General features: G+C 46.7%; 18 protein-coding genes. 14 read left to right on the top strand and 4 right to left on the bottom strand.

All coding sequences use genetic code 11. The features are described 5' to 3' along the window. Positions 1-35 precede the first annotated feature (35 nt). Complete coding sequence (locus OCV20_RS23815; protein ID WP_086773944.1) at positions 36-1,184, bottom strand: aminotransferase-like domain-containing protein; 1,149 nt, start codon at positions 1,182-1,184, stop codon at positions 36-38. 115 nt (positions 1,185-1,299) lie between these two features. Here OCV20_RS23815 and OCV20_RS23810 point away from each other — a divergent pair, with 115 nt between their 5' ends. The 7 genes from OCV20_RS23810 (at position 1,300) to OCV20_RS23780 (ending at position 9,301) form a co-directional block, all read left to right on the top strand. Beyond that, positions 1,300-2,169, top strand: coding sequence for an AraC family transcriptional regulator (locus OCV20_RS23810; RefSeq protein ID WP_048614031.1), 870 nt, complete (start codon positions 1,300-1,302; stop codon positions 2,167-2,169). Positions 2,170-2,415: 246 nt separating this feature from the next. Continuing rightward, positions 2,416-3,753 carry an MATE family efflux transporter gene (locus OCV20_RS23805; protein WP_086773943.1) on the top strand — a complete coding sequence of 446 codons (1,338 nt, stop codon included), beginning with the start codon at positions 2,416-2,418 and terminating at the stop codon, positions 3,751-3,753. A gap of 209 nt (positions 3,754-3,962) precedes the next feature. Further along, positions 3,963-4,721: an ATP-binding cassette domain-containing protein gene (locus OCV20_RS23800; protein ID WP_048614027.1), complete on the top strand. Its 759-nt coding sequence runs from the start codon at positions 3,963-3,965 to the stop codon at positions 4,719-4,721. Then, the gene (locus tag OCV20_RS23795; RefSeq protein ID WP_086773942.1) at positions 4,718-5,569 is read left to right on the top strand and encodes an ABC transporter ATP-binding protein; all 852 of its coding nucleotides are present in this window, start codon (positions 4,718-4,720) and stop codon (positions 5,567-5,569) included. The genes OCV20_RS23800 and OCV20_RS23795 overlap by 4 nt, the downstream gene beginning before the upstream one ends. Before the next feature lie 46 nt (positions 5,570-5,615). Then, complete coding sequence (locus OCV20_RS23790; protein ID WP_086773941.1) at positions 5,616-7,145, top strand: ABC transporter substrate-binding protein; 1,530 nt, start codon at positions 5,616-5,618, stop codon at positions 7,143-7,145. Between the two features lie 4 nt (positions 7,146-7,149). Continuing rightward, positions 7,150-8,886, top strand: a complete 1,737-nt coding sequence (locus OCV20_RS23785; protein ID WP_086773940.1) for an ABC transporter permease subunit — start codon at positions 7,150-7,152, stop codon at positions 8,884-8,886. A 172-nt stretch (positions 8,887-9,058) separates the two neighbouring features. Continuing rightward, a complete protein-coding gene (locus OCV20_RS23780) occupies positions 9,059-9,301 on the top strand; it encodes a hypothetical protein (protein WP_017061558.1) in 243 nt (80 codons plus the stop codon). 121 nt (positions 9,302-9,422) lie between these two features. On the opposite strand, the gene OCV20_RS23775 is transcribed toward OCV20_RS23780, so the two are convergent. The 3 genes from OCV20_RS23775 to OCV20_RS23765 form a co-directional block, all read right to left on the bottom strand. Next, positions 9,423-12,278: an FAD-binding and (Fe-S)-binding domain-containing protein gene (locus OCV20_RS23775; protein WP_086773939.1), complete on the bottom strand. Its 2,856-nt coding sequence runs from the start codon at positions 12,276-12,278 to the stop codon at positions 9,423-9,425. A 443-nt stretch (positions 12,279-12,721) separates the two neighbouring features. Next, positions 12,722-13,861: an FMN-dependent L-lactate dehydrogenase LldD gene (gene lldD / locus OCV20_RS23770; RefSeq protein WP_086773938.1), complete on the bottom strand. Its 1,140-nt coding sequence runs from the start codon at positions 13,859-13,861 to the stop codon at positions 12,722-12,724. A 278-nt stretch (positions 13,862-14,139) separates the two neighbouring features. Continuing rightward, complete coding sequence (locus tag OCV20_RS23765; protein WP_086773937.1) at positions 14,140-15,834, bottom strand: L-lactate permease; 1,695 nt, start codon at positions 15,832-15,834, stop codon at positions 14,140-14,142. A 234-nt stretch (positions 15,835-16,068) separates the two neighbouring features. Here OCV20_RS23765 and OCV20_RS23760 point away from each other — a divergent pair, with 234 nt between their 5' ends. From OCV20_RS23760 to OCV20_RS23730, 7 genes are all read left to right on the top strand, one after another. Next, a complete protein-coding gene (locus OCV20_RS23760; RefSeq protein WP_009846145.1) occupies positions 16,069-16,986 on the top strand; it encodes a LysR family transcriptional regulator in 918 nt (305 codons plus the stop codon). Between the two features lie 11 nt (positions 16,987-16,997). Next, positions 16,998-19,058 (top strand): prolyl oligopeptidase family serine peptidase, encoded by a 2,061-nt coding sequence (locus OCV20_RS23755; RefSeq protein ID WP_086773936.1) that lies wholly within the window; start codon positions 16,998-17,000, stop codon positions 19,056-19,058. Between the two features lie 373 nt (positions 19,059-19,431). Further along, the gene (locus OCV20_RS23750; protein WP_086773935.1) at positions 19,432-20,772 is read left to right on the top strand and encodes a carbohydrate porin; all 1,341 of its coding nucleotides are present in this window, start codon (positions 19,432-19,434) and stop codon (positions 20,770-20,772) included. A gap of 604 nt (positions 20,773-21,376) precedes the next feature. Next, the gene (locus OCV20_RS23745) at positions 21,377-22,384 is read left to right on the top strand and encodes a LacI family DNA-binding transcriptional regulator (protein ID WP_086773934.1); all 1,008 of its coding nucleotides are present in this window, start codon (positions 21,377-21,379) and stop codon (positions 22,382-22,384) included. 18 nt (positions 22,385-22,402) lie between these two features. After that, positions 22,403-23,650 carry an ABC transporter substrate-binding protein gene (locus tag OCV20_RS23740; RefSeq protein ID WP_048611935.1) on the top strand — a complete coding sequence of 416 codons (1,248 nt, stop codon included), beginning with the start codon at positions 22,403-22,405 and terminating at the stop codon, positions 23,648-23,650. 67 nt (positions 23,651-23,717) lie between these two features. Then, positions 23,718-24,704: a carbohydrate ABC transporter permease gene (locus OCV20_RS23735; protein ID WP_048614012.1), complete on the top strand. Its 987-nt coding sequence runs from the start codon at positions 23,718-23,720 to the stop codon at positions 24,702-24,704. A 46-nt stretch (positions 24,705-24,750) separates the two neighbouring features. Further along, entirely contained in the window at positions 24,751-25,599 is an 849-nt protein-coding gene (locus OCV20_RS23730) for a carbohydrate ABC transporter permease (RefSeq protein WP_170930191.1), read from the top strand. Positions 25,600-25,610: the final 11 nt, after the last annotated feature.

Here is a 25,610-nt window from a genome sequence, read left to right as displayed (position 1 = left end):
CAGGCAATTACCAAAGCGGTCAGTATTGTCAGCGATTACGCTTGGTTAAGTACTTCTGCTAAGCGTTTTACCGCTTCCATCAATTCTTCCGGGTTGGCGTTGGTGAAGTTTAAGCGCAGTGCGGCTTTCGCTTCATCGGCCTTTGGATAGAATACTGGGCTTGGTACTACTGCCACGCCATTCGATAGCAAGGTTTTCGCCAGTTCGAAGGTGTCGCACTCTGGGATCTCAACCCAAATAAACATTCCGCCATCTACGGATTTTAACACGCAATCTGCAGGCAGTTGTTTCTCTAGCTCTGAGAACAGCACCTCATAACGAGACTTGTACAGGGTGCGAATGTTTTCCATATGCACGCCAAAGTCTTCATGTTTTAGAAGACCAACAAGCAGCGCTTGCATTGGTACACTTGAGTGTAAATCCGCGCCTTGCTTCACTTTGATCAGTGGCTCAAGGTAGCTGCGTTTGCCTGTTACCGCGCCAATACGTAGACCTGGCGATGCAATCTTAGAGAATGAACGAAGAACGATAGAGTTATCAGGGCAGAACGAAGAAACCAACGGCAGTTCTGTACCTGTGAAACGTAGCTCACGGTATGGCGCATCTTCAATGAATGCCACGTTGTATTTGATACACAGCTCAGCCACTTTTTGACGAGTTTCTGTTGCCCAACACACGCCGGTTGGGTTGTGGAAATCAGGCACGGCATAGAACATCTTCGGTGATTGCTGTGCAAAGCATGTTTCCAGTTCATCTAGGTTCGGGCCAAATTCAGTTTGAGACACGGTCGCAATGTTTGCTTGAACTAGGCCAAACACCTGCATCGCACCTAAGTAGCTTGGCGCTTCCATCACAACCACATCACCCGGGTCTACATACGCACGTGCAATCAAATCCAAACCTTGCTGAGAGCCAGTACAAATCATTGCCGTGTGTGACTCTGGCAATTGGTAGCTTTGTGTTAAGTGGTCAAGCAACGGGCCGTAACCGGCAGTAGAACCGTATTGGAAAACTTCAGGCATGTTCGCTAGGTTTTCTAGCGTTGGCTTCATTAAATCGATTGGGAATGTTTTCTCGTCCGGTAAACCACCGGCCAATGAGATGACATTTGGATCACTTGCGGCTGCGAGGATCTCTCGAATGTATGAAGATTGAATCTGTTGTAATGACTGTGCGATTTCCATGTGTTGTGTCTCGTCGTTTATCGTTTTTATTCTATCGCTTGATATTACACGGCAATTGTAAAAATAAGCGTGTCCGTTTATGCTCTTAAACATGTCCATTTATGCTATTTAAACGATGTCACGTCAACACATATCGAGAATCAATGATGTCTTGTTCCATATTCACCAAGACATCAGTCAGCCTTTGTCTGCCAAAGAGTTATCTGAGATAGCGGCCTATTCAGAACAGCACTTTCATCGCACCTTTAAAAGCGTGGTCGGGGAGTCGTTGCATCAATATATCCGACGCACTCGAATGGAGTATGCAGCCAACCAATTGATGTTTGATACCAGTTCGTCTGTGGTTGAGATCGCGCATAAATGTGGCTTTAGTTCTGTGTCTTCGTTTAGTCGAGCATTTAAAGCGACCTTTAATATGTCGCCCGGAGAATGGCGTAAGCATGATTTACAAGTAGCAGAAAAACCCTATTTGAAAGATCCCGAAGTGGCGGCGGGCTATTTGAATGTGGCGCAGCGAGTATTGCCCGAACCCAAGATCGTTGAAGTGCCTGAGCGCATGGCAGCCTACGTTCGACATACGGGCTATAACCGATCCATTCGTAATGCGTGGTTGATATTGAAAGCTTGGGCGAATTCCGAACAGCGTAATTTTTCGAGTCAATTTGGTTTGCATCACTCAAACCCTGCTTGGGTTGAAATGGATCAGTGCCGCTATGTGGCGTGTATCGCGATTGATGAGCCGATTAAGTATCGCAGTGTCGTGAACCAGATGGTGATTCCAGGTGGCTTACATGCTGTGTTTCGACTGAATGGCCGCTACGGCGAGCTGCTACCACAGATAAGCATGGTCTTAGAAAAGTGGCTACCCACGTCTGGCTTTAAACAGCGATCTACTCCTGCGTATGTGCATTATCATCAGAATCACTTTCTTAATAGTGATGAAATATTCGAGCTCGATTTCTACCTTCCCGTGAGTTTTTACTGAGCCTTTACTAGGTTAACCATTGAGTTGGTCCGGTAATTGGTTTTGTTGTGTTTTGTCGAGCGTGATTTTACTCATTTGTTGTGGCTAATTTGCTAGCTCAATGACAGAAAGGCGTCTTATGTTGATGGTGCGATGGGAGAGAAGCTTGTTGATAAACGACTCTAAGTAAATGATGACAACGTACGGATTAAACGATAGCATCCCGCTCTAATTGCAAATAGTTCTTAATATCACTCGCTAGAATATATGACCATTACCCACAAAGATTATCTGAAAATTGCCTTCCCTTTCATCATCTCAACGGTGACACAACCTCTGCTAGGGGCGGTGGATACCGCTGTTATTGGCCAACTTGGTATTGCTGAACTGATTGGTGGTGTGGCGATCGGCACCATCATTATGAACACCATGTATTGGTTGTTTGGCTTTTTCCGTGTCAGTACCACGGGGCAAAGTGCGATGGCACTGGGCAAGGGAAATCGCTCTGATTTGGCGGGTAGTTTGATGCGTCCGTTCGTGCTGTCTGGTTTGGTGGGTTTGATCTTTATCTTGATACAGCCACTCATCTGGCAAGGTGCAATGTGGGTGATAGAGCCTGAAGCCAATGTGGCCGAGCACGCGCATATCTACTTCAGTATTTTGATTTATGGCGCGCCTTTCGTGTTGCTCAACTACACCATTATTGGTTGGCTAATGGGGCAGGCGAAAGCCAAAGAAGTTCTTTATACACAAGTGTTTGGTAACGTGTTGAACATTGTTTTAGATGCGGTGTTTGTACTCTATTTCGATCTGGGTGTCGCAGGTGTGGCTTACGCAAGTTTGATTGCACAAGTTACCACCTTTGCGATTGGTGTGACCTTGGTGATGAAGACCAGCAATATTTCGATCTCTGAGTTCTTGCAAGGCTCGAAGATGACCAAGAAAGACCTATCGACAATCATCTCTTCGAATACTGATCTATTGCTTCGCACCATTTGTATCTTGGTGTTCTTCAACATGATGGCGCGTACAGGCTCTAAACTGGGTACCGATGTTCTAGCGGCTAACGCGATCTTGATGCAGGTGACCTTCATAGTCAGTTATATGTTTGACGGTATTGCAAACGCATCGAGTGTGTTTGCAGGTAAGGCGGTAGGTCAGAAGAATCCTTCAATGTTGGATCGAGTATTAAGGCTTAACTTCCAATGGACGGCCGGTTTCATTGCTGCGCTGACGCTTTTAACCTTGATTTTTAAAGATATGATTGTTTTCTTGTTTACCGATATTCCAGCGCTGGTCACGCTGTACCAAGAGATGGCTCCGTGGTTAATTGTGTTCCCGCTAGTGGCTGGCTTTGGCTTAACGGTTTATGGCATTTTTACCGGAACGGGAACCACACGTCCGGTTAGAGACTCAAGCATCGCGACTTTGTTGGTATTTTTAGCGGTACAGGCATTTACCATCGATATTTGGGGTAATCATGGTCTGTGGTTGGCGTTTACCTTGTTTTATCTTGGACGTATTGCATTCTTGTATCCGTTCATCGCACAAGTTAAGCAGAAGTGTTACCCAGTCGAAGATGCCGTTCAGGGTGCCATTAACTAAGTAACCTAATCACCACCTGTAATACTTTATGCAAGCGCTTTACTATTTTTATACGATAAATTTGGTGAGCGCTTTTTTGTATGTAATGACTCACTATAACTGGTCAATAAAATTGTAAGTAAAATGCGATACAGTTCAATGTTCTCTTTTCATCATGTCGGCTAAATGATAGAGTTGTTATGTTATAACATCTATATATGAGTATCTGCGTGAACGCCCCACTTTTGTCTGTTGACCATCTAACGATCAAAACCTCTTCGAGAATCCTTTTCCAAGATATCCACTTCGATGTTTATCGAGGTGAGCTGTTGGCGATCATGGGTCCTTCAGGTATTGGTAAGTCGATGCTTTCTCGCGCTATTGCGGGGTTTCTGCCAGAGACGGTTGAAGTTGAAGGTCATATTTCTCTATCTGGTGAAGCGGTGTGTGGTTTACCGATGTTGCAAAGAACTGCAGCACAGCGCCCCGCAGTTATCTTCCAAGATGCGCTTCAAGCGTTAAACCCTCTGGTTTCAATAGAAGGCCAACTCTGCCTTGCCTTGACGGGAACTCGCACCAAGCTTAAATCAAAAGACAAAATCAAAATTACCGAGTTGCTGATTCAACTTGGTTTTCCTAATCCAGAAACCATCTTGCCGTTGTACCCGAGCCAAATTTCGGGTGGGCAACGCCAACGTGTGTGTATTGCGATTGGCTTGCTGAGTAACTCCGATATTATCATCGCCGATGAACCAACCAGTGCGTTAGATCCGGTGACAGAGCAAGAGATACTTAAGCTGATTCGACACAATGTTAAACAACGTCAAATTGGTGGTTTACTCATCACCCATGACCTGCATAGCGCGTTGGCGTGTGACAAGTTGTTGGTCATCGATGATGGTGGGGTGGTGGCTTATGGTGCTCCGAAACATGCACTTGAATCGAGCTCTCACGCTTTCTGCTGTTCATTGAGAGACTTAATCGAATGAGCTCGACCTTACCACTAAACTCAGAAGCCTCGCCATTCATGCCAGTGACTGATTCAGAAACACAAACATCGACAGAGATTAAGTTCGAAAATGTGAGTGTTCACTACTACTCCGTACCAAGTTGGTTGGGTGGTAAAGCGTTCAAAGCGCTACAGAACATAGACCTTAATGTTGAAGACAAAAGCTTAGCTATTGTTGGGCGTTCTGGTGCGGGGAAATCAACGTTAATTGAACTGCTATTTGGCCTTAAAGCGCCAACCGTTGGTCAAATAAACTTGTTCGGTTATTCGCTCCCAATTCGCGATAGCAAAGCGCAAGCAACGGTGTGTCGGCTGATTCAATTGGTGCCACAAGAGCCCCACACTAGCCTCAACCCTTACTATACCGTTCGACAGATCTTAGCCGAACCGTTAAGTAACTTAGATGTTTCGGGTAATCATGAAGCCATCATTGAAGAAGCGCTGTCAGACGTTGGATTGCCTGCCAGTTTGCTCTTGCTGAAACCTAATCAGCTTTCTACAGGTCAAGCTCAACGTGTGGCTATTGCTAGGGCTCTTGTCGTTAGACCCGCAGTGCTGGTGGCCGATGAACCTACTGCCAGCCTTGACCCGGTGAATCGCCAAAGGTTGTTGGACTTGATTAATTCATTGAAAAAGAAGCGTGATATGCGCCTTATTTTGGTTACGCATGATCTCGGTGCGGCAAAAGCCCTTTGTGAAGAAATACTGGTACTCGACCATGGTGAAATGGTTGAGCACGGACTGACCAATCAAGTGATGAATAAACCTGATCATCCTGCGACTCAGATGCTGATCGAGTCTCAGCCTCTTTCGAAATCTACTTGTTAAACACAACCCTATTTATTAAAAAATACAGCTACAGAGAAAAATAATTATGCGTTTTAATTCAATCAAACTGGCTTGCGCGCTTGCGTTGGCTCTGCCTTTGACTGGCTGTTTTGACTCTCAATCAGGGTCTAGCGATGCCGCAGTAAAATCTGAAATTCGAGTTGCGATGATGCAACCGCCAAGAACGGGTTTATCGCCACTTTCTGATGACGCTTTTAAGTTATCTCGTTGGAGCACAGCAGAAACTCTGGTTAACCTGAGCCCAACCTCGGAAGCACAACCTATGTTGGCAACGGATTGGAAACATCTTGATCCTCTGACTTGGCAGTTCACGATTCGCCAAGGCGTTAAATTCCATGATGGTTCGACCTTATCGGCAAACTCTGTAGTGAACTCTCTGCAAAAAGCGCTTGAAGCAGCACCTAAGCCGCGCATCTTAGATGGCGTCGAGCTAGAAGTGAAAGCGATGGACAACTACCGTATAGAGATCAAAACCAGCTTTGATGACCCTCTTCTACCAAGCCGTTTATCAAGCCCTCAATTAGCGATCCTAGCAGCAAGCGCGTACCAAGAAGATGGTCGTGTTAGCCCAATTGGTGCAGGTACTGGCCCGTTTGAGCTGACTGAAATCAACGGTACAACCAGCGCGAAACTGAAACGTTTTGACGGCTACTGGGGCGAAAAAGCGCAAGTAGAATCTGTAATCGCAGAATACGTTCCTAATGGTTTTGCTCGCGCTGCAGCACTGAGAACCGGCACGGCTGACGTCGTTGAAGCGGTACCCGTTTCACAAATCGCGACCATTGATCCGAACCTACTTTACGAAGTGGCAATGCCTCGTACCAATACGCTTTACCTGAACAACAAGTCAGGCGTGTTCAGTGATATCAATTTGCGTAAGGTTGCGGCAGCTGCAGTAGACCGTGAGCAGATCGTGAACACTGTTTATGAAAACCACGCGGATATCGCGCAAGGTCTATTAGGTCCAGCACTTGCTTGGGCTGAGCCGATTCGACCTGAAGGTCAGGTAGTCGATAAATCACTAAAAGCAAACGGTGAAAGCATTGTTATCGGTACCTTTACCGACCGTGCAGAGCTTCCAGAAGTGGCAGCGCTACTGAAGCAACAACTTGAAGTGGCTGGTTTCAAGGTTGAGCTGGATATTCGTGAATACGCTCAGATCGAGAACGATGCGCTATCTGGTAAGTTCGACGCGTTTATCCTTTCTCGTGCAACGGTTCTAGATTCAGGTGACCCAGTGGCTTACATGATGAGCGACTTTGGTTGTAAGGGTTCATTTAACCTTGGCCAGTTCTGTTCTCAAGAGGTAGATAAAGCACTGAATCACGCTGACCTACAACCGCTAGGTGCGCTGCGTCACCAAGCGATCATCGAAGCTGAACAAAAAATCCTTAACGATTTCGCGGCTATCCCGCTGCTTCACGAACGTGTGATTCAAGGTGAAAGTGAGCGTGTAAGCAATGTCGTTCGTGACCCAAGTGAACGTCGCTTGGTTGACCAAACTACACAGGTCAAAAAAGCGACACAAGTTAACCCGGCAACACAGGCTAACTAAATAAATGTTATCTGCTGAGACTCTGCGTCGAACTCTATTTTTCTTGACGCCTTGGCTATCAAGAATCGCTTCACTGATTGTGGTGGTGATTCTTGTTGGTTTGATGCCTGACATTGCAGGCATCGATCCAAGCCAATCTATTCTGCGGGCTAGGGCGGGGCAACAACACCTGCTTACGCCTGAAGCTTTAGCTGCGGTACGCGCTGATCTTCAGCTTGACCGTTCAGCTATTGAGCGCCTGCTCGACTGGGTAGGAAGTGCTTTTTCAGGTGATCTAGGTGAATCATGGATTGATGGTTCCTCGGTTGCATTAAGCATTCAAAAAACAGCATCTACGTCTCTGTTCTTGATGTCTAGTGCACTTGTGATGACTTTCGTACTGTGTGGTGCAGGCTTACTTGCTACCTTACGCAGTTGGAAGAAGGGCAAACTAGGGCAGAGTTACAGCAGTTTAAGCACCGTATTAATATCGTTGCCAGAGTATGTGGTGGCCTCGGTATTAATACTGGTGTTCTCAATCTGGTTAGGTTGGCTACCACCGTATGGTTGGCAAGGCTGGCAAGATATCTGGCTACCGAGTTTAGCGCTCGCACTGCCTGCAAGTGGCTTGTTTAGTCGTCTACTCAGAGACAGTTTACAACGCGTTCTCAATGAACCTTGGGTGATCACTTGGCTCAGTGCCAACGTTCATTCCAATCAAATTATTCGCTTTGCGCTGAAAAGAGCACTGAGCAGCCTGATCCCACAAATCGCGATGATCGTGATTGGCTTAACTGGTGGCGCAGTCGCGGTTGAGCTTATCTTCTCGATCCCTGGTATCGGGCGCATGATTCTTGGTGCAGCCAAGGCGCAAGACTTACCAACGCTGCAAGGCGGCTTATTGGTGTTGCTGCTATTTTCAATTGCCGTGAGCAGCATGAGTTTGTTTGTTCAGCAATTGATTCTTGGCCACAGCCTGAAAAGCGGCAAGCTCATCAGTAGTCACTCTTCGTTTCGTTTTACCCAGAACCGCGCAAAGCGTGTCACTGCTTTTGCGATCTTCTCTTTCCTAATTGCTATCGTTGTATGGGCTGCATTCCGAGACCCATACACTAGCCAGTTTGCACGTTTGGCATCGCCGAGTTGGCAGGCACCTTTGGGCGCAGATGGCATTGGCAGAGACCTACTGGCGAGAATTGGTTCTGGTATGGTTGCGACCTTCCAAGCCGGTATTTTAGCAACGTTCTTGAGTTTGGTGACAGGCATCATCATGGGTTTCAACACCCGCTTTAGCCAAGGCCTTATCGAGATCACTAAGGGTACCCCATACATCATCGCAGGCTTGCTTGTTGCAGGTTTAACGGGGATGAATCCGAACAGCGCCTTAATCGCGATTGTATTGGTATCGTGGGCGCCTCTAGCTGCACACTGCTCAAGCTTGATCGTAGAAGCCAAGGCGCAACCTTATACGCACCTCGCGCCACTATGGGGCACCAGTAAGCTTAGAATCTTCCGTTTCTACTTACTTCCGTATGTATTGCCACCGTTGTTAAGACACGCGATGTTGAGGTTACCGGTCATCACTCTAAGCCTGACCTCGCTGAGCTTCATCGGATTAGGGGCTAAGCCACCGACACCTGAATGGGGTTTGATGATCGCAGAGAACCTGCCCTACATTGAGCGCGCACCATTAGCAGTCATGGGGCCAATTGTTGGGCTGATCTTGTTGGGTGCAGCCATTAACATGATGTTTGATGACTAACGAAAAGAGCCGGTCGCTGAGGTTTCTAAATTGACGATTCGATTGGGTATTCGATTTAGTATTTATGATGTAACCTTAGCCCTGCTTTTAGAGACGCTTTTTGAACGGCTCAAAAGTTAAACAGACCCTAGTTAAGTGTTAAGTGTTAAGTGTTAAGTGTTAAGGATTCAACATGTATCTCGTTTTGTATTGCCACAATATTGGTATGACCGATTTTTCTTTCTTTGAAACGGAAGATTTCGATAAAGAAGATGGCTATATCGTGCGAGGTAAATGGCCGAACGAGAAAGCGTTCCGTGATTACTTAACCAAAGAGTTTGGTGACATGAACGAGTTCCAAGTGATCGACTTAATCGCCAAAGGTGCAGAGGCTGAACACTACTCGCCAGAAGAGTTGGTGCGCTTAGCTCAGTAGCCGCTAGCTCAGCAATATCTAGCTCGGTAATACGTTTTAAATCGAATAAACAAATGGCAGCCTGATTGGGCTGCCATTTTTCGTTTTAAGCTAGAGTACGTCGCTCACAATATGAATGGGACTATTGCGCCACTTCGTCCACCAAGTACAAGATTGATTGATACGGAATGCCACTGTGGTGCGATAAACCGATCTCACAAGTTCGGCTGTTACTGAAGCCACGAGTGCAGTTGCTCGGCACTTGTTCCTTGAGTGGGTGTACCGCCGCCTCATTCAGCTCTGGTGTAGTGAAGCCTTTATCACCTGCCCAACCACAACATTGAATATGCTCTGGAACAATCACCTCTTCGGTGCAGGCTTTAGCAAGGTTTAACATCGCACCTTCTAAACCCATTCGACGAGAGCTACAGGTGACATGCAGCATTACGGTTTCTTGCAGCGGCTCAAGTGTCAGGTGCTCTAGCAGGTATTGGTTCACAAACCCTGTCGGTTCTAGCACTTCTAATGGTTTAGTGAACTGCTCAATACTGCGCTTGGCACAAGGGCTGGTGTCCATTAGTACAGGGTATTCACCCTGACAACTGGCTTGCCATAACACTTCTTCCAGTTGTTGTGCTTTAGATTGGGCTAAATTGGTCATCCCTTTGCTGTCGTAAGGCATGCCACAACATTGGTCGTCTAGCTTCTTCGGCAGAATCACCTCAAATCCGGCTTTGTTAAGCAAAGACATGGTCACTTCCGTTAGAGGACGTTGATCGCCCGCATCGCTTTGTTGCCCCATGGTTCGACTGGCACAGGAAGGGAGGTAAACCACCTTTTTATGATTGCTTGTGGATTCTGCCGTCACTGGTGATGAGGTTAGCGAGTGACTATTGGATTGCGGCATCTCTGGCATCCAAACCGGTGTCGCGCCTTTAGTGATTGAGCGCAAGCCATTGGTTAGCTTGCCGACTGTATTTGCACCTAGAACCTTACTCGCCAATTGATTGGTTTTTAGCCCGGTCTTGGTCAGCTTGGTGGTGGTCGAGAAGTGCTCCGCTGTCCACTTAGCAATTGGTGTGAACTTCTCATATTTGGCGATACGAAGCTTCTTCACTAAATCGCCAGTGTTGATGCCCACTGGGCAACGCTCCGCACATAGGCCTGTCGCAGCGCAGGTATCAATGCCTTGGTATTCAAACGTCTTCTCTAGCTCGCTGGCTTCTATCTCTTCGCCTGCCGCACGGCGGCGTTGCAGCTCACGATATAAAACAATACGTTGGCGAGGTGATAAAGTCAGCGTGCGAGAAGGACAAACAGGCTCACAGAAGCCACATTCGATACAGCGGTCGACAAGGTCATCAGCTGCAGGCATCGGCTTTAAGTCTGTGATGTGGGAGTTTGGATTGTCATTGATGATAACGCCGGGGTTAAGCAGTCTTTCTGGATCGAACAGTGCTTTGATCTGTTGCATTAAGGCGTAGCCGTCTTTGCCCCATTCCAATTCCACATAAGGTGCCATGTTACGGCCCGTGCCGTGTTCCGCTTTCAAAGAGCCTTGGTATTTCACCGCGACTAGCTCGGCAACGTCGTCCATGAAACCGCCGTAACGGTCGATCTCTTCTTGGCTATCGAAGCCTTGGGTAAACACAAAGTGAAGGTTGCCCTCGAGTGCATGGCCGAAAATGATCGCTTCGCTGTAGTCGTATTTGTCGAACAGCTCTTGCAGCTCTCGAATACCGTTAGCGAGGTTTTCAACAGGGAAAGCCACGTCTTCGATGATAACCGTCGTGCCGACTTCACGCACTGCGCCAACTGCTGGGAACATGCCTTTTCGAATGCCCCATAGGGTTGCGACAGTCTTGGGATCGGACGTGAAAGGGACTGATTCAACAATCGTGTATTCAGTCAATGCGTCTAAAATTGATTTACATTGTAAATCTAAGTCCTGCTGGGAGCTGGCGTGTGATTCAACCAAAATAGCTGCGGCTTCCAAGTCCAAGTTCGGCATGAATGCAGGCATACCCGGTTTATCCGCCACTGAACGTAGCGCTCTGCCGTCCATTAATTCCACGGCTGCAACCGGCGTTTTAGATAGCGTAGTCACGGCTTTACTTGCTTGTTCGATGTCGGCAAACACCAACAGAGCAGAGGCTTTGTTCGGATGTTCGATAACCGTGTTATAGGTAATCTCAGCGATGAAGCCTAGCGTGCCTTCTGAACCAATCATCAGATGTTTGATGATCTCAATTGGGTCGTGGTAATCGACCAATGCATTCAGAGCATAGCCGGTGGTGTTTTTAAGACGGTACTTGTGGCGGATTCTGTCTGACAGTTCTTGATTCGAGCTGGTTTGTCTGTGTAAATCAACAATGCCTTCAAACAGCGCTTTGTGCGATTGCTTGAAAGCCTCAACGCTGGCATTATCTGCGGTATCAAGCAGGGAACCATCACTCAATACGATTTTCATGCTCTCGACGGTGCGATAAGAGTTTTGCGCAGTACCACAACACATGCCGCTGGCATTATTCGCCGCGATACCACCGATTTTACAAGTATTGATTGAAGCTGGATCTGGGCCGATTTTACGTTGGAAAGGGGCAAGATATTTATTAGCATCGGCACCAATCACACCGGGTTGCAGGATGATTTGATTGCCGTTATCGACGATTTCATGGCCGCGCCAGTCGTCGGTTAGAGTGATGAGTACCGAGTCTGAAACGGCTTGCCCTGACAGGCTGGTGCCAGCAGCGCGAAAGGTAAAATGAATACCCAGTTCGCGACAGCTTTGAATGGTGAATATCACTTCGTCTAAGTTTTTCAGCCTTAGAACCATTTTCGGCACCAAGCGATAGAAACTCGCATCGGTGCCGTAAGCCAAGCGCTTTGCCTCTTGCGTGACAATGCGTTCTGTTTTTATTTTTTGAGCCAGTATCGATTCAAGCTGCTGATAAGCTTGTGCGCCTATTACTCGCTCATGGGATGTGTTTGTCTCCATCTTTGCTTCCTTGTGCTTCTTATTTGGCACTGGTTAGGGCGTGTTGACCTTTCGTGGTTAAATTTTGTTCGCATGGGGACGCCTAGTCAAAAGCGTTTTAATCGCGGCGAGGGAGAAGTAGCCTAGTAACTCTAAGCAAATCCACCTCAACAAAGAGTAAAACGCTTTTTGCGGGGGCGCCCAGCTCGAACCCTTCGGGCAGCGTTTGCTGGCCATTTCTACTACGTTATCGGCTTCTCATGTAGGCTAGCTACACATCGACGCCTCTGCCTTGTATAAATACCCAGCAACTCGCTGCAAAAATCAGCTCGAAAGATCAACACGCCCTCGTTTTTTATATTATTTTCCAGTGCTTAAACGGTGTCACAACGGCAGTGGAATTGCTGTGACACCGATTGAACTTCAGTCTAAGTAGACCAAAGCATTACAGTGAATCAACGGACTTAATCTAATCCCACCAAAGATTCACGAGTTAAGTCTTTGATTGTCTTAGCGCCAGTTAGAGTCATCGCAACGCGCATCTCTTTGTCGTAAAGGTCGAGTAGGTTTTCAACCCCTGCTTGTCCTTGTGCCGCTAACGCATAGACGAAAGAACGGCCAAGTAAGGTGCAATCTGCGCCCATCGCCATCATGCGCACTACATCTAAGCCAGTACGAATACCAGAGTCGACCAGAATCTTAGTGTCGCCTTTTACTGCGTCTGCAATTGCAGGCAGTGCTTTGGCACTTGATAGAACACCATCAAGCTGACGACCGCCGTGGTTTGAAACTACGATACCGTCTGCGCCAAATCTCACGGCGTCTTTTGCATCTTGTTCATCAAGAATGCCTTTAATGACCATAGGGCCGTCCCAGAAATCACGGATCCACTCTAGATCTTTCCATGAAATCGACGGGTCGAAGTTGTCACCCAACCAACCGATGTAGTCTTCCAGTTTGGTTGGAGAGCCGCGGTAAGTAGAGATATTGCCCAGATCGTGAGGCTTGCCGAGTAAACCAACATTAACTGCCCAGCTAGGATGACGCATTGATTGAAATACACGACGCATTGCTGCGTTCGGACCACTCATTCCTGAGTGCATGTCACGGTAGCGAGCGCCGGGTACTGGCATATCCACGGTGAAGACCAGCGTTGTTACGCCAGCGGCTTTTGCGCGTTCAAGAACGTTCTTCATGAAGCCGCGATCTTTTAATACGTAAAGCTGAAACCACATTGGGCGTTCAATCTTAGGTGCGACTTCTTCAATCGGGCATACCGATACCGTCGACATGGTAAAAGGAATGCCTTTGTTGTCGGCGGCTTTGGCTGCTTGTACTTCACCACGTCGTGCGTACATACCTGTTAAACCAACAGGAGCCAGTGCGATTGGCATTGCGAGCTTTTCGCCAAACAACTCGGTTTCCAAATTTAGGTCCGACATGTCATTAAGCACACGTTGCTTGAGCGCGATCTCTGCCAGATCAGCCGTGTTGCGGCGTAGGGTATGTTCTTCGTAAGAACCGCCATCAATGTAGTGGAAAAGAAACGGTGGCAATTTCGATTTTGCTGCGGCGCGGTAATCAGTCGATGCGGATATGATCATAATTTCAGTCCTAAATTCTTGGGATGTTGCCCTTCTATGAGAGCTTGGTTTGGCTGCTTTAATTCTTGAAAGTAAGTGTTCGGTCTTGCTTAAGCTTTGAAGCTGTAAACGATAAAACGATAAAACGATAAAACGATAAAACGGGAAAATGGCGTTAATACCCGAGGGTGTTGATGTGTTTCAGTATCCATTCCGAAACTCATCAACTGTCTTATTAGACGGTGTTGCAGTCGGGGAATTGAGTATTAACGCCAAGTGCTTGTGTAACGACTTATGGTTTACATAAGTGCGTCTGTCATTTTGAAACCGTAGATAACCACTAGGCCGATGATTCCTGTCATCACCAAGTAGTAGAACGTTGGGATGATTGTTTTACGTAGCGTTGCACCTTCACGTCCTAGTAAACCTACCGTTGCCGATGCCGCTACTACGTTGTGAATCGCAATCATGTTACCTGCTGCTGCACCAACCGCTTGCAGAGCGACAACCACCGCACTAGAGATAGTCAGAGTTTGTGCTACTTCGAACTGGAATTGGCTGAACATCATGTTTGAAACTGTGTTCGAACCTGCAATGAAGGCACCTAACGCGCCAACCGTTGCACTCAGTGCTGGGAATGCGCCGCCAACTAGGTCAGCTGCAAAGTTCGCAGTGGTCACTGGCATACTGGCTAAATCGGCGCCGTTCACGCCAGAGTTAATGAAGATACGTACCATTGGGATGGTGAACACCAACACAAAGCCGGCGCCAATCAGTGTTTTACTTGACTCACCAAAAGCTTTAGCCAGTGGTGCTGCGCTGCGAGATTGCATTAGAACCGCAACCAGCGCGACGAAGACCAAGATACCGCCAGGTAGATACAGAGGTTGAATCGCAGTGCTTACGCCAGTCTCGCCCAGGATGTTGCTGAACGATAAGCTCACGCTCTTAAGTAGGCCTTTGAACTCAGGGCTAACACGGCTAGCAACTAGAGTGACAGCAAGCAGCACGTAAGGTGCCCATGCCATTGCCATGCTCATTTTCTTGTGACCTTGCTTAGTGTCATCAAGATCGATTTTCAGAGAACCTAGCCATTCTGCTGGCCACTTGTCTTCGCTCTCGAAATCCCATTTTGATTTTGGTACGAGGAAGCCACGTTTTGCTGCAGTAACCACAATTGCTAGGCCAACCAGACCACCAATCAGTGATGGGAATTCTGCGCCTAGGAAAACGCCCGTTAATGCGTAAGGAATCGTGAAAGCAGCACCTGCGAACAGTGCGAACGGCAGGATATCAAGACCTTCAGTCCAGCTTTTGTTCTTACCGAAGAAGCGAGTCAGCATCATCGCCATCAATACAGGCATCATCACACCAACAGAAGCATGAATCAGCGCAACGCTTGACGTGATTTGTTGTAGGTAAGCATCCCATGTTGAGCCATGAGCAATCAGGCTTTCACCGATGTTGTGCGTATCCAAACCTTTGTTCACACCAACGATAATTGGAGTGCCAACCGCGCCAAATGATACTGGCGTAGATTGGATCATCATGCCCATCAGCACCGCAGCAAGCGCAGGGAAGCCGATAGCAACCAGAAGTGGTGCAGCGATGGCAGCCGGTGTGCCGAAGCCAGATGCGCCCTCAATGAATGAACCGAAACACCAAGCAATGATGATTGCTTGAACACGACGGTCAGCGGATATATCAGTGAATCCGTTGCGGATAGTGGTGATGGCTCCGGTGTGTTTCAAAGTGTTTAATAAGAAGATGGCGCCGAACACAATCCAGAGAACCGACACGGTAATGCCGAAGCCTTGGAATACAGAAGCCAGCACGCGAGTGCCTGACATGTCCCAAGTAAGTAGGGCGATAGCAACCGTTAAGGCAAATGCCACAGGCATCGCTTTTTTTGCAGGCCAGTTAAGGCCAACCAGCAGAATCGCTGCAACAACTATTGGTGAAAATGCCAATAGGGCTAGTAGAGTTTCACTCATGGGTACTTCCTCGTACTGTTTTCAAACGTTCATGTTTGAAGTAAAGATCACGTTATGGTTTGTCATTATTTGAATCGCTTTGGCCTCTAAACGGGAACCTTCTTTAGGCGAATCTTGTAATTGGAATGACTGTTTTTGTAATTGTTTTGTTAATTTGGCGTGAATTTACCCCTTTATTTTTTATTGATATAGGGAAATAATGAAAATAATTAATTCCAAAATTGGCATAATCAGATGCGAGCAGACGATTTGATCCTGTTTTCACAGGTGGTAGAACTGGGCAGTTTTAGTAAGGTGGCAGAGCAAAATAACCTTACAAATTCGGTAGTTAGTAAAAGAATTGCGCGTTTAGAGGAAGAGATTGGCGTGCAATTATTATATCGAACCACGCGTAAATTGACCCTGACTGAGGCGGGCAAGGCAATGTTACACGGAGCCAAAAATGTGAAGCAGGCAGCTCAAGAGGCTATGGATGCAGTTTCAGGCTTTGGTGAAAATGTCAGTGGTCATATCAAAATGTCAGTGCCTACTATCTCCGGAGATTTGATTCTCGCAGACGCGGTGGCTGAGTTTTGTAATATGCATCCAGGTTTAACGGTCGATATGTCTCTGAACAATCGCTTTGTCGATTTGGTTGAGGATGGTCTCGACTTGGTGATTCGTACTGGTTACCTAGAAGATTCAAGCCTCATTGCCCGTCATATATTGGATTCTCAATGGGTGGTGTGCGCATCGCCGTCTTATATTGCTAAGAACGGTAAGCCGATGCAGCCCAAAGACTTAGTGGAGCACAACTGCTTGCAATACGCCTATCAAACCACAGGGGCGAGTGAGTGGCAGTTTCTGCATAGCAAAGACGGTTGTACAGACAACGACAAATATATCGTGCGTGTTTCGGGCTCTTTCTCGACAGACAACGCGACTGCATTAAGAAAAGCTGCGCTGGGTGGGCATGGTGTTGCGTACGTGCCGCGTTGTCTGGTTTATCACGATATTCGTAACGGTCAGCTGGTGGATATCTTCCCTGACTTAGTGGGTAAGAAGCTCGGTATTTATGCGGTGTACCCTTTTACGCGCCAGCCGCCCAACAAGATTAAGTTATTGATTGAACACATCAGAACTCGTTATCTGACGATTTCACACTATTTTTAATAAGGATCACGATGAGCTATTTAAAAGAGTATCAATATCCAATCACCAACAAACAGATCGTCAACGATGACTATTTTGGTCAGATAATCGAAGACCCATATCGCTGGTTAGAAGATGATAGAAGTGACCAAACTGCAGAGTGGGTAGCGAGCCAGAATGCAGTCACGTTTGATTACCTTGCTCAAATTCCGTATCGCGCTGAACTGCGAGAAAGACTGGCGAAAGCGCAAGACTACAAAAAGAGCTCGCAGCCGTTTGTTCGAGGTGAGTACACCTACTTCTATAAGAACGATGGTCTGCAGAACCACAGCATTCTCTATCGTCAGAAAGAGGGGCAGGAGGTTGAAGTCTTCCTAGATCCGAATACCTTCTCGGAAGACGGCACCACATCTCTAGGCTCGGTGTCGTTTTCTAAAGACTACAGCTTAGTGGCGTACAGCATCTCTGAAGGTGGTAGCGATTGGCGTAAGATCTTCGTGATTGATACCGAGACTAAGCAGCAGCTTGAAGTCGAAATCACTGACGCTAAATTTACCGGTATTTCTTGGTTAGGTAATCGCGGCTTTTATTACTCTAGTTACGACAAGCCAGACGGCAGCCAGCTTTCTGCACGTACCGAGCAACACAAGCTTTACTTCCATGAGTTGGGAACAGAGCAAGCTAGCGACAAGGTAATCTTTGGTGAGAGCAACGCTGAACAACACCGTTATGTGTCGGGCTACACCACGGAAGACGATCGTTACTTAATTATTCTTGGGAAAGAGTCGACATCAGGTAACAGACTGTTCTATATCGATTTAGGTTCAGCGACGCAATCGTTGAACACGCTGATTGATCATGTGGATAGCGATACGTACCTCATCGATAACCAAGACCAAGTCTTCATCTTATACACCAACTTAGATGCGCCAAACGGCAAGGTCGTGAGCTTTGATACCTGTGCTGGGAAGTGGCTTGATATCATCCCTGAGAAGCCACAGCCATTGGACATCAGCACTGGTGGTGGTTACTTGTTTGCTCATTACATGGTCGATGTGGTGTCTAAAATCGATCAGCTTGATTACCAAGGTAACTTAGTTCGAGAACTTCACATGCCTGGGATGGGAACGGCCAGTGGCTTAGGTGGTAAAAAAGAGCAAACCCAGCTTTATTACACCTTTACCAATTATGTCACGCCGCCAACGATTTTCTCATTCGATGTCGAAACTGGCAGTTCAGAAATCTATCAGCGATCTGAGTCACCGTTTGAATCGGATAAATTTGAGTCTAAACAGGTCTTCTATACCTCAAAAGATGGAACTCAGGTTCCGATGCTTATCTCTTACAAAAAGGGATTAAAACTAGACGGTAGTAACCCAACCATGTTGTACGCCTATGGCGGCTTTAATGTCAGTCTGACGCCTTCTTTCTCAGGTACGGTCGGCAGTTGGCTAGAACTGGGTGGCGTATATGCGGTGCCAAACCTGCGTGGCGGCGGTGAATACGGTAAGGCATGGCACAAAGCGGGGACTCAACAACAAAAGCAAAACGTATTTGACGACTTCATTGCTGCTGCGGAATTCTTAATCGAAGAAAACTACACCAGCAGTGATACGTTAGCGATCCGCGGTGGGTCTAATGGTGGTTTGCTAGTAGGCGCTTGCATGACACAAAGGCCTGAGCTGTTCCAAGTGGCTCTGCCTGCGGTTGGTGTGTTGGACATGTTGCGTTACCACACCTTCACGTCTGGCGAAGGCTGGGCGTACGACTACGGCACATCAGCACAAAACAAAGAGATGTTCGAATACTTGCTTGGCTATTCTCCCGTTCACAATGTGGTGCGTGGCGTTGATTATCCGGCGACTCTTGTTACTACGGCTGATCACGATGACCGCGTGGTGCCTGCTCACTCTTATAAGTTCATTGCAGAGCTGCAAGACAAGCATGAAGGTGGCGCACCCGTGATGATTCGTATTGATGTTAATGCGGGCCATGGCGCCGGAATGCCGCTCAGCAAAGCGATCGATCTCACCGCCGATATCTACGCATTTACTCTGTTCAATATGGGGATTGCGTCTCTAGATTCACTTTAGCGAATGCTTGATTCTAGATAACTGGGTATTTTACTCAGACCAAAAAGCCTCAAAATCTGCCTTAGATTTTGAGGCTTTTCATATATATGAAAACCTATCAAAACTGCGTCATATTCCCTTCACTTTCACACACTGTTTTCCGTGATAGCCGCCACCATTACTGATGAAATGAAAGCGATTTCAAGCTGGTATCTCACGCAACATCAATCCTAACCTGTTGATCTTAAATCAGTAGTTTTCGTCATGGATATTCTAAAAGTTTCATGGCATTTAGGCTGATTTATCAGTGTGAACAGCGACCAACTTTTCAACGCTTTCATTGCTTAATATTTCCCTGTTCGATGAAAACTCAAAAAAATAATAGGGAATTACAATGCAAAAATTTAAGCTTTTGCCAATAACAGTCGCAGTGGCGGCCTCGCTTGCTTCACTCTCTTCTTTTGCTGCTGATACTGATATCGAAGCATTAGAAAAACGAATTCAAGAGTTAGAATCTAAGGTTGTGGATATTGATTATGTTAACGATCAACAGCCCGCTGTCCTAACTGCAGAAACTAAGGTGCCGGAAGGCATCGTCTTCTCTGGTTATGCTCGTTACGGCGCTCACTACAAGAGCGGTGATGAGCGTTACGTAGACATCGGTACAACAGGTCGTTCTGTCGGTCGTTTGGGTAACGAAGCCAATGGTGGTGAGGTTCAGTTAGCTAAGCTTTTCCAAGCTGACAACGGTGCGATTTGGGACATCGTATTCATGGCTGACCACTGGGAAGCTGACGCTTGGGCTGACGACGGCGGCTTGAGCATGAAAAAAATGTACGCTGGTGTAACCAATGTATTTGAAAGCCAACCTGAGCTTTACATGTGGGCTGGTCGCGACTTCCATCAACGTCCGCAACAAGGTTTGAACGATTACTTCTGGATGTCTCACGATGGTCAAGGTGCTGGTTTTAACAACCTAGATTTCGGTGGTGCCAAGCTAGACATGGGCTTTGTTGGCCAAGTGAAAGGCGGCCTCGTAAATGACAACGGTCGATACGCTGTGACCGCGAAACTACACAGCATTGACGCTGGTATTGGTAACCTAGATTTCTACGCGAACTACGGTTTTGCATCGAGCGAAGCGGATACGTCGACGACAACTGAATACGTATACGACCCAGTGACAGACAAGATGGAGCCAGTGGTAACGCAGGGAGAAAAAGTCAGTGACGAAACGGCTTACTTGGTAGGTGCGACGTTAGGCTTAGGCGATTCTAACCGATTAATAGTGAAATACGGTGACGGTGCGGATTCATCAGTATTCGACCTAAAAGGTGACTACCAAACTTTGTACGCAAGTGTGGAAGGTAGCTACGCAGCGACAGACAACTTCATCATCGATTACCTAGTGTCGTACAAAGACAACTCTGGCTCAGACTTAGATCGCGAGAACACGGAATACGCGGGTATCGTTCGTCCACAATACCAATGGGATGATGTTCACTCTACATGGTTAGAAGCTGGCTACGGCATGGTTGATTACGATGACGACGGTGAAGAGAACGCGTGGAAAGTAACGCTGTCTCAAAACGTTTCTCTAGGTGGCTTACCTTGGAGTCGTCCAATGCTTCGCTTCTACACAACTGTGGGTGATGTAGAAACGAAAGGCAACACAGTGAAGACAACCAACGTTGATACATTGTCGTTCGGCGCAATGTTTGAAGCTTGGTGGTAATCACAAGCTAGCAACAGCAGCTCTTTGAATTCGCATATTTTCAAAGAGCCTGTGTTTGAAAGTAGTAAAGACTGTCCATTTAGCCCTAAAGGCAGATTAATTAGGGCACGTTTCAATTAACTCCATTCTTGGGCACATTCTTTGTGCCTTTTTTTTCGTCTTGAATATCTGTTCTATCATTTTGGATTGCCTCTCCCTCTGCTCTCCATGACATCTTCAATACCTCGTTTCATATTATTTTAATGTATCTCGCGTACCCTGCTTTATCCCTAGTAATTGTAATGGCTAACTACGCGTCGTAGCCCTTGCATATCAATAGCCTAGTTAGCGGGGAATACTCGATATTCATCGTATTTGATACACCAATAGGTGTGTTGAAACCCCTTCACGGAACTAAGGCTTTTAACAAATCTGACTCACTATGGATTCATGATTCCATGAAACAGTTTCATGACATGAAGTGAATCTGTAAGCGCTTTCATGATTTCCACAACTGGCCTTTTTACCTCCAACTTTAGTGTGATGACACTCACTTCAACTAAAACGTAATTTCTTAATAATCGTTTTGTAAGCGGTTACAAGCTAATGAAGTATCGAGGTTCGAGTGGCGACAATTAAACACGTATCAGAACATGCAGGTGTGTCTCAGGCGACAGTGTCTAGGGTTATTAATGGCACTAGCAGAGTGAGTCATGACAAGAAGTTAAAGGTTGAAAAAGCGATCAAAGAATTGGGTTATCGCCCAAACTCTATCGCTCAAGCTTTGGCTTCAAGTCGTACCGGAAGTGTTGGTGTGGTTGTTCCAGAACTGGGCGGTTCTTTCTATTCAGGCATCTTGCATTGCATAGAAGAAAACCTACGCCGCTTTGGTTACCACGCTGTTGTTACAGCGGGTTCGAACACCGAACAAGGGCAGCGAGAGTCTGTGGAGTTTCTGTTGGGGCGTCGTGTTGATGCTTTGATTCTTCACACTCAACTGCTCAGTGATGACTATTTAATTGAATTGGAAGAACAGGGGACCCCTGTGGTTTTAATTAACCGCTTCATCCCAGAAATGGCGATGAGTTGCATTGATATTGATAACGAAGTCGGGGGGCTACTCGCTACTCAATATCTTTTGCAAAAGGGACATACAGATATCGCGTGTATTACCGGGCCTTTAGACAAAGCAGATGCTAGGGGGCGTTTGCAGGGGTATCGAAAGGCCTTGGAACAAGCGGGTGTGCCATACGATGAAGCCTTAGTTTCGGAAGCGGGCTTTACTGAAGAGACGGGCATCAGCGCTATGAAGAAGTTGATGAATCGTAAGTGTCATTTCACAGCAGTATTTGCTTCGAATGATCACATGGCATTTGGTGCCTTTGAGGTGCTGCATCAAGAGGGACTGTCAGTTCCGAAAGATGTATCACTGGTGGGCTTCGATAACACCATCTTCGCGCGTTATCTGACCCCTAGTTTGACCACCATTAATTTCCCTATTGAAGAGATGAGCGTTGAAGCAGTACAGCTCACTCTACAGAAGCTAAAAAAAATCAAACATGACGTGAACTTTAAATTGCTGCCGACGTTGGTCACTAGAAACTCGGTATCGGATTTACCAGTTACCCTATAAAAATATTAAGGATAGAACATGAAATTTAAGACCTTGGCGCTTTCATGCGCGGTTGCTTTAGGATTAGGTACAACAGCTGTGAATGCGGCTGATAAAGAGATTCGTTTCGACGGCTTCCCTGATTTCGATAGCAGCTTGAAGGTGTTACTGCCTGATTTCGAGAAGAAGACAGGGATTAAAGTTGATTACCTTATGAATAACCACGGTGACCACCACACGAAACTAACGACTAACCTAGCTACGGGTTCTGGTGCAGGTGATGTGATTGTTGTCGACGTTGAGAAAATTGGTCCATTCGTTGGCTCTGGCGGCCTAGTTAACCTGTCTGAAAACTACGGTGCAGATAAATACGAAGAACGATTCGCACCTTACGCATGGGCACAAGGCAAAGGCGCTGACGGCGACATGTACGGCATTCCTGTCGACCTAGGTCCAGGTGTTATGTACTACCGCACCGACGTATTCGAAAAAGCGGGCATTGATGTAGAAGAAGCAATCAAAGATTGGGATTCATACATTGCTGCTGGTGAAAAACTAAAAGAGCAAAACGTACAACTTATTGCTTCAGCAGCCGATGTGGCACAAGCGATCATCTTCACGACTGTTCCTGAAGGTGAAGGCCTTTACTTTGATAAAGATGGTAACCCTGTTGTGACATCAGAGCGTTTTGTTCACGCTTTTGAAGTAGCAAAAGAGATTCGCGACAAAGGCTTAGACGGCCGCATCCTAGCTTGGTCTAACGAATGGTACGAGGGCTTCCGCAACGGCACATTTGCAACTCAACTTTCTGGTGCTTGGCTTCTTGGTCACCTAAACAACTGGATTGCACCTGAAACTAAAGGCAAATGGGCAGTAGAAAACCTACCTGATGGTATCTACGGTAGCTGGGGTGGTTCATTCCTTTCAATTCCAACTCAATCAGATAACCCAGATGAAGCTTGGGCGCTTATTGAATACATGACGACTGACCGTGAAGTACAGCTTAAGCACTTCGAAACGATTGCTGCTTTCCCTGCGAATACAACAACGTATGACGATGAGCTGTTCCAAGAAGAGATGGAATTCCTAGGCGGACAGAAAGCACGTCTTCTTTTTGCTGAAGTTGCACAAAACATCAAGCCAGTGTCTCCAGCACAAGGCGACCACGTTGCACGTTCTATCATCTTAGAGAACGCATTGATGGAAGTACTTGATGAAGGTAAAGACATCGAGACAGCGCTTAAAGAGGCAGAGCGTCTAATCAAGCGTCGCACGCGTAATCTTTAATTTGTTATTACTTTGAGTAAGTGAGGAGGCGCGGATAGCGCGCTTCCTTTTTTAAGAGGTCGTTACTATGAATCATACAGCGAGCACAACGATAGAACCTTCGGAGCAAAGCTTTTTTTCTCGTCTGAATTTGAAAGCGCTTACACCGTATGGATTTCTTCTGCCGTTTCTGATCATTTTTTCTGTATTTGGGATCTTCCCGCTGTTGTTCTCTGTTTATCTTTCGTTCCATGAATGGAACCCTGTGAAGGGCATGGATGCGATGGAGTTTGTGGGTTTTGAGAACTATCACATTGCTTTAACTGACCCATGGTTATGGCGCTCATTAAAGAACACATTGTGGCTAGCAATTACGTCAGGTGTGGCTCAGCATTTAGTTGCTATTCCAGTGGCTTACATGTTGGTTTCAATGGGTGACCGTATGCGTCACTGGCTAACATCGGCGTACTTTCTACCGTTCATCACATCAACGGTCGCAGCGTCACTGATTTTCTTCAACATGTACTCTCCTAACTCAGGGATTATTAACCAAACGCTGATGGCTCTGGCCGATAGCACGCTGTTTGGTTGGGCATTTGCTTGGGTTAACGACTTTCAACCAATCCGCTGGCTAGATGACGCAACTATGGTGAAGCCGTCTATCGCCATCATGGTTTTCTGGAAATACACCGGTTTTAACATCGTCCTTTACACCACAGGTTTAATGACGATTCCTAAAGACATTTTAGAAGCTGCTCGTATGGATGGTGCCAATGCCTTCCGCCGCTTCTGGAACATCTCACTACCAATGATTCGTCCATTCATCTTCTTTGCAATCACCATGACCATCATCGGTAACCTGCAAATGTTTGAAGAACCGTTCGTCTTAACGCGTGGCACCGGTGGTACAGGTCAATCTGGTTTAACTATCTCTATGTACCTCTACAAAGTGGGTTGGGAATGGCTAGAAATGGGCACAGCATCAGCGATTTCATGGCTTCTGTTTGCACTCATTGCAACGTGTACCTTGGTTCAATTTTTATTCTTCGGTAAGAAAGGCTTAGGGGAACATTAAGATGTCGACATCAATTAAGACAAATACCTCACCACTAAGTGGCCTAATGCCAAGCGAACGCACCATGTACATCATGACTAAGATCTTGATGGTCATGCTCGGCATATTACTGGTTGTTTCTGCAATCATTACGGTGTTCCCGTTTGTGTGGTCAGCTCTGCTTTCAACACGTGACCGTTCGGAAATCTTTGGTTCGGGCATTAGCTTTGCTATTGGCGATAGCTTGGCAATCAACTACGCAAAACTGCTGGAAATCATGCCGTTTTGGAAAGCGATGTTTAACTCGATTTACGTGGCGTTCTTAGGCACCACCATCTCTCTGCTGTTCTGTAGCATGGGTGGTTACGCATTTGCTGTGTTTAAGTTCCGCGGTAAGAACGTGTTGTTCGGCATGCTGGTTGGCTCGATGGCTATTCCGCCTGTGCTTAGCTTGATCCCTTACTTCATGATCGTGAAATTCTTAGGCTTGCTGGATAACCACATGGCGGTATGGCTACCGTTCACCACCACACCATTTGGTATCTTTTTGATGCGTCAGCACGTGATTGCATCGATTCCTAAAGAGCTATTAGAAGCGGCGAAGCTAGATGGTGCAGGCGAGTTCAGAACGTACTGGAGCGTGGTACTGCCACTGATGAAACCAGCATTAGCAACGCTTGCGATTGTTCAGTTCGTCTTCTTCTGGAACATGTTTATGCAGCCTCTTGTAGTGCTCAACAACCCAGATAATTACGTGATTACGCAGGCACTACGAAGCGTTCAAGGTATTCCGAATACGCCATGGGGCGCGGTAATGCTAGGTACCACAATTTCAATTTTACCACTCGTTATTACTTACCTGTTCGCATCGAAACAGATGATCAGTGGTTTAACGTCCGGCGCAGTTAAAGGTTAGGTTTAAGGGTT

Source organism: Vibrio coralliirubri, from assembly GCF_024347375.1.
Classification (GTDB): Bacteria; Pseudomonadota; Gammaproteobacteria; order Enterobacterales; family Vibrionaceae; genus Vibrio; species Vibrio coralliirubri.
Note: the sequence above shows the minus strand (reverse complement) of the source record. Positions and strands in the feature narration are given on the sequence as shown.

Excerpts from the sequence above, each read along its gene's own strand:
- OCV20_RS23815 (WP_086773944.1), bottom strand. The coding sequence starts at position 1,184 with ATGGAAATCGCACAGTCATTACAACAGATTCAATCTTCATACATTCGA.
- OCV20_RS23810 (WP_048614031.1), top strand. The coding sequence starts at position 1,300 with ATGTCACGTCAACACATATCGAGAATCAATGATGTCTTGTTCCATATT.
- OCV20_RS23805 (WP_086773943.1), top strand. The coding sequence starts at position 2,416 with ATGACCATTACCCACAAAGATTATCTGAAAATTGCCTTCCCTTTCATC.
- OCV20_RS23795 (WP_086773942.1), top strand. The coding sequence starts at position 4,718 with ATGAGCTCGACCTTACCACTAAACTCAGAAGCCTCGCCATTCATGCCA.
- OCV20_RS23790 (WP_086773941.1), top strand. The coding sequence starts at position 5,616 with ATGCGTTTTAATTCAATCAAACTGGCTTGCGCGCTTGCGTTGGCTCTG.
- OCV20_RS23785 (WP_086773940.1), top strand. The coding sequence starts at position 7,150 with ATGTTATCTGCTGAGACTCTGCGTCGAACTCTATTTTTCTTGACGCCT.
- OCV20_RS23780 (WP_017061558.1), top strand. The coding sequence starts at position 9,059 with ATGTATCTCGTTTTGTATTGCCACAATATTGGTATGACCGATTTTTCT.
- OCV20_RS23775 (WP_086773939.1), bottom strand. The coding sequence starts at position 12,278 with ATGGAGACAAACACATCCCATGAGCGAGTAATAGGCGCACAAGCTTAT.
- lldD (WP_086773938.1), bottom strand. The coding sequence starts at position 13,861 with ATGATCATATCCGCATCGACTGATTACCGCGCCGCAGCAAAATCGAAA.
- OCV20_RS23765 (WP_086773937.1), bottom strand. The coding sequence starts at position 15,834 with ATGAGTGAAACTCTACTAGCCCTATTGGCATTTTCACCAATAGTTGTT.
- OCV20_RS23760 (WP_009846145.1), top strand. The coding sequence starts at position 16,069 with ATGCGAGCAGACGATTTGATCCTGTTTTCACAGGTGGTAGAACTGGGC.
- OCV20_RS23755 (WP_086773936.1), top strand. The coding sequence starts at position 16,998 with ATGAGCTATTTAAAAGAGTATCAATATCCAATCACCAACAAACAGATC.
- OCV20_RS23750 (WP_086773935.1), top strand. The coding sequence starts at position 19,432 with ATGCAAAAATTTAAGCTTTTGCCAATAACAGTCGCAGTGGCGGCCTCG.
- OCV20_RS23740 (WP_048611935.1), top strand. The coding sequence starts at position 22,403 with ATGAAATTTAAGACCTTGGCGCTTTCATGCGCGGTTGCTTTAGGATTA.
- OCV20_RS23735 (WP_048614012.1), top strand. The coding sequence starts at position 23,718 with ATGAATCATACAGCGAGCACAACGATAGAACCTTCGGAGCAAAGCTTT.
- OCV20_RS23730 (WP_170930191.1), top strand. The coding sequence starts at position 24,751 with ATGCCAAGCGAACGCACCATGTACATCATGACTAAGATCTTGATGGTC.